11 protein-coding genes are annotated in these 13,164 nt (G+C 46.4%); 7 read left to right on the forward strand and 4 right to left on the reverse strand.

Annotated elements, in window-relative coordinates; all coding sequences use genetic code 11:
- Window positions 1–2,838, forward strand: a 2,838-nt coding sequence (locus tag JGK22_RS30680) for a CHAT domain-containing tetratricopeptide repeat protein (RefSeq protein WP_293314390.1), incomplete at its 5' end; no start/stop codon positions are given.
- A 153-nt stretch (window positions 2,839–2,991) separates the two neighbouring features.
- Here JGK22_RS30680 and JGK22_RS30685 read toward each other — a convergent pair.
- Complete coding sequence (locus JGK22_RS30685) at window positions 2,992–3,813, reverse strand: SDR family NAD(P)-dependent oxidoreductase (RefSeq protein WP_293314392.1); 822 nt, start codon at window positions 3,811–3,813, stop codon at window positions 2,992–2,994.
- A 559-nt stretch (window positions 3,814–4,372) separates the two neighbouring features.
- On the reverse strand, window positions 4,373–5,806 hold the full coding sequence (locus JGK22_RS30690) for a carotenoid oxygenase family protein (RefSeq protein ID WP_293314394.1): 1,434 nt from the start codon (window positions 5,804–5,806) through the stop codon (window positions 4,373–4,375).
- Between the two features lie 73 nt (window positions 5,807–5,879).
- Between JGK22_RS30690 and JGK22_RS30695 the strand changes: the two genes are divergently transcribed.
- From JGK22_RS30695 to ctaD, 4 genes are all read left to right on the forward strand, one after another.
- Window positions 5,880–6,893 carry an LD-carboxypeptidase gene (locus JGK22_RS30695; protein ID WP_293314396.1) on the forward strand — a complete coding sequence of 338 codons (1,014 nt, stop codon included), beginning with the start codon at window positions 5,880–5,882 and terminating at the stop codon, window positions 6,891–6,893.
- A gap of 170 nt (window positions 6,894–7,063) precedes the next feature.
- The gene (locus JGK22_RS30700) at window positions 7,064–7,825 is read left to right on the forward strand and encodes a class I SAM-dependent methyltransferase (RefSeq protein WP_293314398.1); all 762 of its coding nucleotides are present in this window, start codon (window positions 7,064–7,066) and stop codon (window positions 7,823–7,825) included.
- A 219-nt stretch (window positions 7,826–8,044) separates the two neighbouring features.
- Window positions 8,045–9,052, forward strand: coding sequence for a cytochrome c oxidase subunit II (locus JGK22_RS30705; protein ID WP_293176942.1), 1,008 nt, complete (start codon window positions 8,045–8,047; stop codon window positions 9,050–9,052).
- Between the two features lie 72 nt (window positions 9,053–9,124).
- Window positions 9,125–10,930, forward strand: a complete 1,806-nt coding sequence (gene ctaD, locus JGK22_RS30710) for a cytochrome c oxidase subunit I (protein WP_293176938.1) — start codon at window positions 9,125–9,127, stop codon at window positions 10,928–10,930.
- A 274-nt stretch (window positions 10,931–11,204) separates the two neighbouring features.
- Here ctaD and JGK22_RS30715 read toward each other — a convergent pair whose 3' ends face one another.
- Window positions 11,205–11,435 (reverse strand): hypothetical protein, encoded by a 231-nt coding sequence (locus tag JGK22_RS30715; protein ID WP_293314400.1) that lies wholly within the window; start codon window positions 11,433–11,435, stop codon window positions 11,205–11,207.
- Between the two features lie 19 nt (window positions 11,436–11,454).
- Between JGK22_RS30715 and JGK22_RS30720 the strand changes: the two genes are divergently transcribed.
- Together JGK22_RS30720 and JGK22_RS33375 are read left to right on the forward strand one after the other, a co-directional pair.
- A complete protein-coding gene (locus JGK22_RS30720) occupies window positions 11,455–12,081 on the forward strand; it encodes a heme-copper oxidase subunit III (RefSeq protein WP_293176940.1) in 627 nt (208 codons plus the stop codon).
- Window positions 12,082–12,159: 78 nt separating this feature from the next.
- On the forward strand, window positions 12,160–12,606 hold the full coding sequence (locus tag JGK22_RS33375) for an HNH endonuclease (RefSeq protein WP_366027114.1): 447 nt from the start codon (window positions 12,160–12,162) through the stop codon (window positions 12,604–12,606).
- Here JGK22_RS33375 and JGK22_RS30730 read toward each other — a convergent pair.
- Entirely contained in the window at window positions 12,603–12,935 is a 333-nt protein-coding gene (locus tag JGK22_RS30730) for a (2Fe-2S) ferredoxin domain-containing protein (RefSeq protein ID WP_293176941.1), read from the reverse strand. The two genes, JGK22_RS33375 and JGK22_RS30730, sit on opposite strands and share 4 nt — an antisense overlap.
- Window positions 12,936–13,164: the final 229 nt, after the last annotated feature.

Genomic DNA, 13,164 nt, shown 5'->3' on the forward strand with positions numbered 1-13,164 from the left:
CTTCCCCTATTTCGGGCTGCGAGCGATCGCTCTGGGGAAGCTGTTAACCTCAACAACATCGGCCAAGTCTACTCAGACTTGGGAGAAAAACAGAAAGCGCTAGAGTATTACAGCCAGTCCCTTACCCTATCTCGAACAATAAGCGATCGCTCTGGGGAAGCTGTTACCCTCAACAACATCGGCAGAGTCTACTCAGAATTGGGAGAACAACAGAAAGCGCTAAAGTATTACAGCCAGTCCCTTCCCCTCTCTCAGGCAATAGGCGATCGCTCTGGGGAAGCTGGCACCCTCAACAACATTGGCAGTGTCTACTCAGAATTGGGAGAACAACAGAAAGCGCTAGAGTATTACAGCCAGTCCCTTACCCTATCTCGAACAATAAGCGATCGCCACGGGGAAGCTCGCACCCTCAACAACATCGGCTTAGTCTACTCAGAATTGGGAGAACAACAGAAAGCGCTAGAGTATTACAGCCAATCCCTTCCTTTGCATCGGTCAATAAGCGATCGCCACGGGGAAGCTCGCACCCTCAACAACATTGGCAGTGTCTACTCAGATTTGGGAGAACAACAGAAAGCGCTAGAGTATTACAGCCAATCCCTTCCTTTGCATCGGTCAGTAAGCGATCGCTCTGGGGAAGCTATCACCCTCAACAACATCGGCGGTGTCTACAATAAATTGGGAGAACAACTCAAAGCAAAAGACTATTTCAGTCAGTCCCTTCCCCTATTTCGAGCCGTGAGCGATCGCTCTGGGGAAGCTGTTACCCTCAACAACATCGGCGGTGTCTACAATAAATTGGGAGAACAACAAAAAGCGCTAAAGTATTACAGCCAGTCCCTTCCCCTCTCTCAGGCAATAGGCGATCGTCGCGGGGAAGCTCGCACCCTCAACAACATTGGCAGTGTCTACTCAGAATTGGGAGAACAACAGAAAGCGCTAGAGTATTTCAGCCAATCCCTTCCCCTATCTCGATCAGTGGGCTATCGCTCTGGGGAAGCTTTTGCCCTCAACAACATTGGCAGTGTCTACTCAGAATTGGGAGAACAACAGAAAGCGCTAGAGTATTACAGCCAGTCCCTTCCTTTGCATCGGGCAGTAGGCGATCGCAGCGGAGAAGCTCTCACCCTTTACAACGTAGCTTCTGTCAAACGCGATCGCGGAAATCTTACCGAAGCTCTCAACGACATCGAAGCATCTCTCAAAATCATCGAAAACCTCCGCACCAAAATAGCCAGCCCAGAACTCCGCAGCTCATACTTTGCCACAGTACAAAACTACTACGAATTCTACATCGATTTGTTAATGCAACTGCACAAAACTAACCCTAAATCCGGTTACGATACAAAAGCCTTAGAAGCCAGCGAACGTTCTCGCGCCCGCAGTCTCCTCGAACTCCTCCAAGAAAGTAATGCCAACATTCGCGAAGGCATTTCCCCCGATTTGCTGCAACAAGAAAAGAGCTTGCAACAGCAACTCGATGCCATTGAAAAACGCCGGATCGAATTAGTCAGCAGCCCCAATCGCAATCCAGATTTAGTTGAAGCGACCGACAAAAAAAGCCTGGAATTATTGCAACAATACCAGCAAAATCAAACCCAAATTCGCAGCACCATTCCCCGCTATGCTGCCCTCACCCAGCCCCAACCTTTAACCCTCGCCCAAATCCAAAAACAGGTACTCGATGAAAATACAATTTTACTGCAATATTCCCTCGGCGAAAACCGCAGTTATTTGTGGGTGGTGACAGCTACTGGAATCACCAGCTACGAACTTCCCAAACGCGCCGATATTGAAACAGCAGCCCGGAAGTTCCGAGACACTGTAACTGACGGCCGTTACAGAGAGATACCGAAAAGAGTTGCCGAGGCAAGTACAGCTTTGAGTCAGTTAATTTTACAGCCAGCCGCCGCCTCTTTAGGACAAAAACGCCTATTAATTGTTCCCGACGGCGTGCTGCACTATACTCCTTTTGCAGCTTTATCACTGACACAGGGATCAGGACAAAATGCTAGTAATTTCTTAATTGCCCGACATGAAATTATTATCCTGCCTTCCGCTTCAACTCTCGGAATTCTCCGGCAAAATTACGGAGATCGAAAACCAGCCGATCGCAATTTAGCAATTTTAGCCGATCCGGTTTTCAGTCTAGATGATGAAAGAGTGAAGGGTAAAGTTGCTCAAACGCCGACCGAAAAGTTAGAATCAAATAACCTCGGTTTAAATCGATCGCTCCGCGCTTCCAATCTGGGATGGCCGCCCAATCGCCTACCCTTTAGCCGCCAAGAATCCCAAATAATATTAAGTTTAGCACCCTCAGCTTCCAACACTGAGAAAATTGATTTTTTAGCCACTCGGACTACCGCTATAGATGGTAGTTTAGCCAATTATCAAATAGTTCACTTTGCCACCCACGGCATTGCCAACAGCAAAAATCCTGAACTGTCAGGAATTCTGATGTCGATGGTTGACGACAAGGGCAATCCTGTAAATGGCTTTTTGCGACTCACAGATATTTTCAACTTGAAACTGTCAGCAAATCTAGTAGTTTTAAGTGCTTGTCAATCGGGAATGGGACAGAATGTTAAAGGCGAAGGAATGGTGGGATTAACTAGGGGATTTATGTATGCAGGTGCTCAGCGAGTGGCGGTGAGTTTGTGGAATGTGGATGATGAAGGAACTTCGGTGTTAATGCAAAAGTTTTATCGGAAAATGCTGCAAGAAAAGTTAGCACCCGCCGCAGCTTTGAGGGCGGCGCAGATGGAAATGATGCAGGATCAAGAATGGCAGTCTCCTTATTATTGGGCGGCTTTTACGCTGCAAGGCGAGTGGAAATAATATCGCGGTTCAAAAGTGATTAGAAATAAGATTAACTGCTTCCTTTCGCGCTCGCCCGGTAACGAGTAGAAAGATAGGTTTGTAGTGAGGACTTTAGTCCTTCTTTTTGCGGACTAAAGTCCTCACTACAAACCTGAGGTACCCGAAAAAAGTTTATCGCCCGCTAGCTAAAGCCTCTCGCAATTTACGGCCCCGCGATTTATCCCTAAGTTCAGGAGTCGCCATCCGCAACACCAAATCCAGCAACCAAGGCGCAATTCGGTGACACCAAACCGCTAAATGACTTTGATATCCTACCAAGATTTCCGGCGCATCTTTGTGCAATCCCGCGACAAGTGCGAGGGCAACTTTTTCGGGAGTTGTCGGTACTACCCAGCGAAATTGCTCCAAGTCTCGCACCATGTCGGTATCTGTGAGAGATGGTAGCAAAGCTGTGACTCGGACATTGTAGGCGGCTAACTCGCTGCGTAATGCTTGGGTAAAGCCCAAAATGGCAAATTTAGTAGCAGAATAAGTTGCCATTGTAGGAGCGGCAATTTTGCCCATCAAGCTCGAAACATTGACGATTGTTCCGTCTTTTTGGGCAGCCATTCGTCGGGCTATCAAGCGGGTAATCGTGTAAGTTCCCAGCAAATTTAAGGCGATTTCTTCCTCAATTAACGGTAGCGGCGATCGCAAGAATGATGCTTGGTGCGCGACGCCTGCACAGTTGACTAGCAGGTGAATCGGGCCGTTATCTCGCCAAGCTTGGGCGATCGCAATATTCACCGCCACTGACTGAGTTAAATCTAAAGCTAACGGCACTACTTCTGTACCAAAAACATCGATTTCCTCTGCCAATTCGATCAACTGGTGGCGGTTGCGCGCCACAATCAGTAAGCGTTTGACTCCTTGTCTGGCTAATTCCAGGGCGATCGATCGCCCAATTCCACGTGAAGCCCCTGTAACTAGAGCTGTTTTTCCTTGAAGCTGCATAGATAAAACCCTCTGATTTTGATACTCACCGCGCGCGAAGTTATAAGTTGCGAGTTATGAATTTTGTGGAGTTAACTCAAAACTTTTGAATCGCCAACGGGCGCGTGAGTTGAACTAAACTTTTGGTTTGCCAGAAATTGGTTGTAAATCTGGCTACTCAACCTCATTCAAGCAGACAAACCTGAGATGGGAAAACCAGGTGGAAAATCATACCGACTTTGGCTTAATTTCCCTCTTTCTTTAGTCTGCGAAGGCAGACTTTGTTTGTGTAGTCGCGAATGACCTTCGCCGGGATTTTTGAGCAATACAGAGCATAAATTCCATACCTTAAAATTGGGTCTGAAGCTTCCCCATTTAGGGGAAAATCAAACAAAATGATTCATTGCTCCAATCCTCTTCTATCGACGGCTATAGGTAGCTGTCAACTGTCAACTGTCAACTGTCAACTGATGAAACCTCCTAGATATGAGAATCTCCTATCTACACACACGTTAACAACTCCACCTCAAAGCTGCAACAATTTTTAATAAATCTTCCGCAACACTTCTTTACAATCTTCTCAGACGGTCGATTTCCAAGTACCGTGAAAGCCCAAAGGTATGACACCAGGCAATTCTAGCTGACAAACAGGCGGGCGCGAAAGTCCGTCGCACTCATATATCCACACTTCGCTGCTATCAGAATTGCCGTCGTAAATAACTGTCAAAATCCAACCTTTCTCCGATGAAATATCTGGAACGTAGATGGGTTCTGCGGGATAGCGATTTTCGCCGCAGTCGGCAATTGTGAGATTGCGGGTTTGCGTGTCCAAACGGGCGATCGCGCCATAACGTTCCGCTACAATATCAACATCAGGCCGATACATTGCCAGATAAATATACCGCGAGTCTTGTCCTACTTCTGCCGCGGGTACGATGGGAAATTCGCAAGGTTTATCCAACAATTCTTCTGTTGCTATCACTTTCCCCGTCTGCGGATTGAGATGCACTCGACAGAGAATCCCCTCGGCATTGGTGCGAGTTTCACCTGTCGCTACTTCTTTAAGTCGCTGATTGCTTTTAAAGTCGTCCAAGCGTACAAAATCAACCGCCACGGAACCATCTTCCTTGACAAAACCATTAGCAAAATGCCATTGAAACCAAGGATCGGTTTTGCTGCGACTAACTAAATATAGAGTTTCTGAATCAACAACTAATATTTCTGTTCCCAACTCCGGTTTCCATTCAAAGGAGTCACCATAACTGCTAATTCCAGCTAACACAGGTAAAAATTTCAGTCGCACTGGTGGCACAAAAAATATCAAATACTTGCCAGCTAAAACAAAGTCATGAATCAGTGGAATTCCATCCAAAGCAATAGTTGCTTTTTGGACGACTTTACCTGTAGAATTACTTTTATAAAGATTCAAATTAGTAGTAGCACCAGGGGCAACTCCAAAATTATAAATATTACCACTAATCGGGTCACGTTTGCAGTGAGCCGAATAGCTAAATTCTCCTGATAAAGTTCCTAAGTTGTCTATACCAATAGTTTCTAGGGTTTGTAAATCAAGGCTATGAGGCGGGCCACCTTCCCACAATGCCAAAAGGCGATCGGGCAAAGCTAAAACAGAAGTATTCGCAGCATTTTTAACTGTTTTAGTCCACCGCAACCACACAGGGCCCGGTGCTGTCATGCCGTAATTACTGTAGAGAAATCGATCGGCTTTTTCTTCAGCTAGATATCCCGCTGTTTGCACGTAGCGATAGACAGCCGTAGCACCGACATCAGTAAAATGTACTGCCAAAATTGCACCGTCGCCATCAAACCAGTGTCCCGCAGCAACACCGCCGCGTTCCAAACGTGCCGGCCCGTTGCGGTAGAGAGTGCCGCGCAATCCGTCGGGAATTTTACCACTTTTAACCGATAGCTGAGTCAGCGGAAACTCCGCAGCAGGACGGGCTAAAGATTTGGCCCAGGATTTTTTAGCTGAGATTTTACTGTCTGTTTTCATTCGCAACTGGCAATTTTTAGCTGAGCTGGCAGAAATTTTGCTATACAATTATAGCACAAATTACCTAACAGTTATGACTTTCGCCCGCCGCTACCTGCTCAGAACTTTTGGGCTGACTGCTATTGGTACTCAGCTTTTACCCATCGCCCAAAACAACCTTTTTGCCAAAAGTGCGATCGAGCCGCGCCGCCTCAAAGTCGGCGATACAGTAGCCTTAATCAATCCTGCCGCTTTCAACTACGAAAAAGAAGTGCAGCAATTTTTCAAAGTGCTGGATAACCTAGGCTTAAAAGTTAAGCTAGGAGAGCATTTTTACGACCGCTACGGCTACTTAGCAGGCAAAGATGCCGATCGCGCCGCCGATGTCAACGCAGCCTTTGCCGACGACTCAGTGCAAGCTATTTTTACCGGGATGGGCGGCTGGGGCTGCGGTCGCATCTTGCCGCTCTTGGATTACAATACAATCCGCAACAATCCCAAAATTATTATGGGATTCAGCGATATTACTGCGCTATTATTGGCAATTCATGCTAAAACTAATATAGTTACTTTCCACGGCCCTTTAGGTGTCTCCAGTTGGAGTCCCTTTACAGTAGATTACGTCAAAAAAGTTTTGTTTGACGGAGGTTCTGTGACCATGCAAAACTCCAAAACTATGCCTGTAGAAACCATTCGGCGCGGCACAGCTAGGGGAAAACTCATCGGCGGCAATTTATCGGTAATCTCAACACTAATTGGTTCAGCTTATTTGCCGGATTGGGAAAACAGTATTTTGTTTGTCGAGGAAGTTAGCGAAGAGGTTTATCGTATCGATCGAATGTTGACGCAGCTCCAATTAGCAGGCATTCTTGATAAAATATCCGGTTTTGTTTTCGGACAGTGCACCAAGTGCGAGGCCGAAAAACCGCAAGAGTCCCTCACCTTGTCTCAAGTCTTGACGGATCGCATTCGCCCCTTGAATATTCCCGCCTGGTACGGTTCGATGGTGGGACACATTCGGGATAAGTTCACTTTGCCGATCGGCAAAGAAGTCGAAATTGATGCAACTGCTGGTACAATCAAATTATTATCACCCGCCGTCAGCTAAATCTTGAACTATTCTCAATATTCCTAAGGTACGTAGTTGCGCTTCAGCGCTCTTCATAAATATAAGGAAAGAGCGCTGAAGCGCAACTACGTACCTAATTACGTTTAACCTTAAGTCGTCACCAATGGGCAGATCGCGAGCAACCATTCAAATACACAATCATAAATACCGTGAATAAAATCCCACAATTCATTAAATTATTAACAGCAATCATCCTGACAATAGTTTGCGTATTTCCGCTCAATCTCGGCGCATCAGCAGCCAATAAAATCGCCAACCAAGATACAATCTATCAGCAGCGAACAATCCACAATCCCGACGGCACCGGCAAATTTTACATGGGTCGAGAAATTGCCCAAGTCATGGGATATCAAGGGGCTGGTTGGCTCGAAAGACCATCTCGTGGCATGGAAGAAAAATCAGCTCGATTAGTCAACAATCTAGATTTAAAACCAACCGACATTGTAGCAGACATTGGAGCCGGAACCGGATATTTTAGCTTTCGTATCGCCCCCCTAGTTCCCGAAGGAAAAGTTTTCGCCGTTGACGTACAGCCGGAAATGCTCAACTTTATTGAATTGAACAAACAAGAAAAAAATATCGCTAACGTTGAGCCAGTTTTGGGAAGTATCGACAATCCCAATTTGCCGGAAAACAGCGTCGATTTAGTTGTGATGGTGGATGCCTATCATGAGTTTGCCTATCCCAGAGAAATGATGCAAGGAATTGTCAAAGCACTGAAACCAGGAGGCCGCACGGTATCGATCGAGTATCGGGGCGAAAATCCGCTGCTTCCCATTAAAGGTTTGCACAAAATGACGCAGCAGCAGGTTAAAAAAGAAATGGCCGCCGTCGGTTTAGTATGGAAAGAGACAAAAGATATGTTACCCCAGCAGCATTTAATGGTGTTTGAAAAACAATCTCAAATTTAGTAGCAAAGAAAACAAATTTGTTACCATTTTTTCTGATTTTTGTCAAGGGACATAAGCCGTATTCATGCGAAGGAGCGATCGCCCAAAAATACTAAGCATTAAGTAAGCCTTAAGATAGGCATTGTGTTCAAAATGTCAATCTACAATTAAAAATTGACAACCCAGAGGCGCTTCCCTAATTATTCCAGCGAAGAAGTGTCGCTACTAAAAGGTACTAGCTTGAACATTCCAAGTTCCATCCTCACCATGCTCGTCGGCATCGGAGTGACTCTGATCAGTCTCTGGTACGGCCAGAATCATGGATTAATGCCGATCGCCGCCTCGGCTCAAGCATCGCAGATAGACGGACTATTCAACACAATGATGACACTTTCCATAGGATTATTTATCCTAGTCCACGGAGTGATAGTCGTTGCTGTAATTAAATATCGCCGTCGTGAAGGAGACAATACAGACGGGCCAGCTTGGCATGATAACTTTCCCTTAGAAATTCTATGGACAGCCCTACCAGCGGTGATTATTTTAGGTATCGGAGTCTACAGTTTTGAGATTTACAACTCAATGGGTGGCCTCGATCCGATGGGTAATCACGATCACGGTACAATGCAATCGCACTCTAAAATGCGCGGAAGTGCGATCGCAGGCACGCTGTCAGATACACCACAAAAAGCACCTCAAATTCAGCCAGAAAAACAAATTGCCCTAGGCGTAGGTGCTGCCCCAGAAAACGAAGAAAAACCAGCAGACTTAGTAGTAAATGTCATGGGTTTGCAGTACGCCTGGATTTTTAGCTATCCAGAAAGTGGCGTTAGTTCCGGTGAACTGCATATGCCACTCAACGGCGACGTACAGCTAAATCTTGCAGCTCAAGACGTGCTGCACGCATTTTGGATGCCCGAATTTCGGCTCAAACAAGATGCAATTCCTGGGCGAGGAAGCGAACTAAGATTTATACCAAACAAAGTCGGCGAATACCGAATTGTTTGTGCTGAATTGTGCGGCGCATATCACGGAGCAATGAAAGCTGTAGCATTCGTTCACACACCCGAAGACTTCGACCTTTGGGTGAAAGAACAGCAAGTTGCTAGCGCTCAAAACTTAGAGCAAGCAGTTGCCATCAATCCCGAAAAAATGTCAGACGGGGAATTCTTAGCTCCCTACGTCAGGGAAATAAAAATTAATCCCGAAAGTCTAGAACAACTTCATCCAACTCATCACAAAAAATAGTCATTAGTTCCTGGCAATGGATATTTAATCCAGAGCAAATAACTAATGACTAATAACTAATGACTAATAACTATGACACAAGCACAGTTCCAAGAAACTGCCAACATAGATGCTCGCGGAACAGCACCCGCCGATAGACATTGGCGAGATTATTTCACATTTAATACCGACCACAAAGTCATCGGTATTCAATACCTAGTTACAACTTTTGGATTCTATCTAATCGGCGGCGTGATGGCTACCTTAGTGCGAACCGAACTCGCCACACCCGACTCCGATTTTGTCGCCCCGGAACTCTATAACAGTTTATTTACTGTTCACGCCACGGTGATGATTTTCCTATGGATTGTCCCCGCAGGCGCCGGATTTGCTAACTTTTTGATTCCCCTGATGATTGGGGCAAAAGATATGGCATTTCCCCGGCTCAATGCCCTGGCTTTTTGGATGATTCCCGTAGCCGGCGTATTGCTGTTGAGCAGTTTTTTGGTGGGAGCTCCCCAGGCTGGTTGGACTTCCTATCCGCCTTTGAGCTTAGTTACTGCTCAAATGGGGGAAGAAATTTGGATTCTCAGCGTTTTGTTCCTGGGAACTTCTTCGATTTTGGGGGCGGTAAATTTTGCCGTTACCATATTCACGATGCGGGTTCCGAGCATGAGTCTCAATGAAATGCCTTTGTTTTGCTGGGCAATGATTGCGACTTCAGCGCTGACTTTAGTTGCTACTCCAGTGCTAGCAGCAGCCTTGATTTTGCTATCCTTTGACTTGTTAGCGGGAACGGCATTTTTTAACCCGACTGGTAACGGCGATCCGGTCGTCTACCAGCATTTATTCTGGTTTTATTCGCACCCGGCTGTTTACATTATGATCATGCCCTTTTTTGGGGTGATTTCAGAAGTGTTGCCAGTGCACTCGCGCAAGCCAATTTTTGGTTATTTGGCGATCGCCTATTCCAGTCTCGCCATCAGCTTTTTGGGCTTAATCGTGTGGGCGCACCATATGTTTACCAGCGGTACTCCCGGCTGGCTGCGGATGTTTTTCATGATCACCACCATGATCATCGCCGTACCCACTGGGATCAAAATATTTAGCTGGTTGGCAACTATTTGGGGCGGCAAACTCCGCCTAGTGAGTGCGATGTTATTTGGGATGGGTTTTATCTCAACATTCCTCCTCGGTGGCATCACCGGGATCATGGTAGCTTCCGTACCTTTCGACATTCACGTTCACGATACTTATTTTATCGTCGCTCACTTACACTACGTGCTGTTTGGCGGCTCAGTGTTTGGAATTTACGCGGCTTTTTACCACTGGTTCCCCAAAATGACGGGGCGGATGCTTAACGAATTTTGGGGTAGAGTTCACTTTGTTTTAACCTATGTGGGCTTTACTGTAACTTTCTTGCCGATGCACGCTTTGGGGATGCAGGGAATGCCCAGGCGGGTGGCAATGTACGACCCGAAATTTACGACAATTAATGTCATTTGTACTGTGGGCGCTTATATGCTGGCAGTCTCGACAATCCCGTTTATTGTTAACGTGATTTGGAGTTGGAGGTACGGCCCGAAAGCAGGTGACAATCCTTGGCAAGCTTTAAGTTTGGAATGGATGACGACTTCGCCACCGCCGATCGAAAATTTTGAAGGAATACCGGTATTGGCAACCGGGCCTTACGATTACGGCATGGAAAAAATTCAGAACACTGGCGAACGTCTCAGGCTGAAGTTGAGGGAAAATGCGACACGCAACGCCCAGAAACGGGGTATTCCGATTGCGGAGGCTCAAGTTTCCACTTTCTTTGGCGGGACTGCTACTTTGGTCGAGCCTGAATCAGAGATAAACGTTGATTCTCCTGGTGATGAAAGTCAAGATAGCAATTAGTCATTAGTGATTAGCGCGAGCGTCCCCGCTCGCGAACGTCATCAGTCATCAGTCAACAAACACGTCAAACCTAGTACCGCTCTGCTGTCTGACGATTAAGCTCTCGATCCCCCCTAGCCCCCCTTAGGTCGGGGGGGACAAGAAGCAATCAAAGCTCCCCTTGAGAAGGCAGGAATTGGACATACTCAAAACCCCCCTTGAGAATGCAGGAATTGGACATACTCAAAGCCCCCCTTGAGAATGCAGGAACCGGACACACTCAAAGTCCCCCTTCTTAAGGGGGATTTAGGGGGATCGAGCCTCCGCTATAAACGAGAGATACAAAGATTTTCAGACAATTGTTGGCACGAATGTTCTCTTCCTTCTTCCTTCTTCTTCCTTCTTCCTTCTTCCTTCTTCCTTCTTCCTTCTTCCTTCTTCCTTCTTCCTTCTTCCTTCTTCCTTCTTCCTTCTTCCTTCTTCCTTCTTCTCCTTCTTCCTTCTTCCTTCTTCCTTCAACATCCATTACCAACTAGCAATTTATTATGCAACAAATTCCAGCGATCGATCCAGAAAAAACGGCTCTAAATTACCACCACAGCGCCGAAATAGAAGCGCACGGCGAAGAGCATCCCGACCACAGAATGCTAGGCGTACTTGTGTTCTTGGGATCTGAAGGCATGATATTTATGGGTATGTTTGCCGCGTATTTGATTTATCGGGCGATGGCCCCGATGTGGCCGCCTGAAGGTACACCCGATCGCGAGTTATTGCTGCCGGGAATTAACACGGTGATTCTGATTGCTAGTAGTTTTGTGATTCACAATGCGGATGCTGCGATCAAAAAGAATGATGCGACGGGTATGCGAAATTGGTTGCTCGTGACTATCGCTATGGGCGTCGTTTTCTTGTGCGGTCAAGTTTACGAATATACTCATTTAGAGTTTGGGTTGACGACTAATTTGTATGCCAGTTGCTTTTACGTTTTGACTGCTTTTCACGGTTTGCACGTGACGTTTGGAGTGGTGCTGATGGCTGGGGTCGTTTGGCGATCGCGCGTACAAGATCACTATTCCAGCGAACACCACTTCGGCATTGAAGCGACTGAGATTTACTGGCACTTTGTCGATGTGATCTGGATTGTTTTGTTTGTGCTGCTGTACATAATTTGAGCGTAGGCTTTTGTACTTAGCGGGCAGGCAAGAGGTCTGTCCCACCTGAAATTAAGACCCCCGGTTGGGGGTTTTTTATTGTTTGCGAAGTGCGATCGACAGTTTGTAGTGAGGACTTCAGTCCTCATCAAAAGAAGGACTAAAGTCCTCACTACAAACCCGGCCACGATCTCAAAGCCGATCGCCCTAAATTACGCTAAATTAAAAGAAGCAATTCTCCCATCCACCAGCATTGAGGAAATTATGCAGTGCGAATTGTGCGATCGACCAATGGCAGCATTAACCGCCCACCACCTCATCCCCAAACAAAACACCAAGCGGAAAAACGAAGATCCCAGCCAGACGATCGACATTTGCTCGGCCTGTCACCGCCAGATTCACTCTCTTTTCGACAACAAACACCTCGCCCAAGAGCTCAACACCCTAGAAAAGCTCAAAAATGACCCTCAACTCCAGAAATTTGTCTCTTGGGTGAAGAAGCAAAAAACCGACAAACGCATTCAAGTACACAGCAAAAAAGCTTAAACATCGGCGGGCGGGTTCGGGGGTACCGCCCCTACAGAATGGCGGTGAAACTTACGATAAAGCATCGCCTCTATCGGCTTTCCACCCCGCAAATGTCGATCGGTAATTGCCGCAACTTCTTCAGCAGAAACACCGCTATACCAAACCTCTTCTGGTAGCACCAACACCATCGGCCCGTTACCGCACTGTCCCAAACAACTACTAGCGACAACTTCCACTTCTGCACCGGACAATTGCTGAAAAGTTGTCAGTACCTTGGCTGCATTTTGCTTGCGACAAGTGCGGTTTTGGCAAACAAGAACTCGCCTAGAAGATTCGATGATTTTCATGTTTTTTTGATTGACACTCTGCTTTTTGTATGCTATATTTGTATAATGGAAATAGGTGTGGTCATATATACGAAAGTGGTCAGAGAGTCAATAGAATTTTTGGGAGAGTTCCCGTGCTAACCCAAAAATCATGATAAACCTTTTGATGCCAACCATTGGCGATCGCGCTACATAAATCTGGGATGAATCGGCTAACCGCAGATACTTTTGAAACAAACACTGATAGACG

The sequence above is a fragment of the Microcoleus sp. PH2017_08_TRC_O_A genome (assembly GCF_020738665.1).
GTDB lineage: Bacteria > Cyanobacteriota > Cyanobacteriia > Cyanobacteriales > Microcoleaceae > Microcoleus.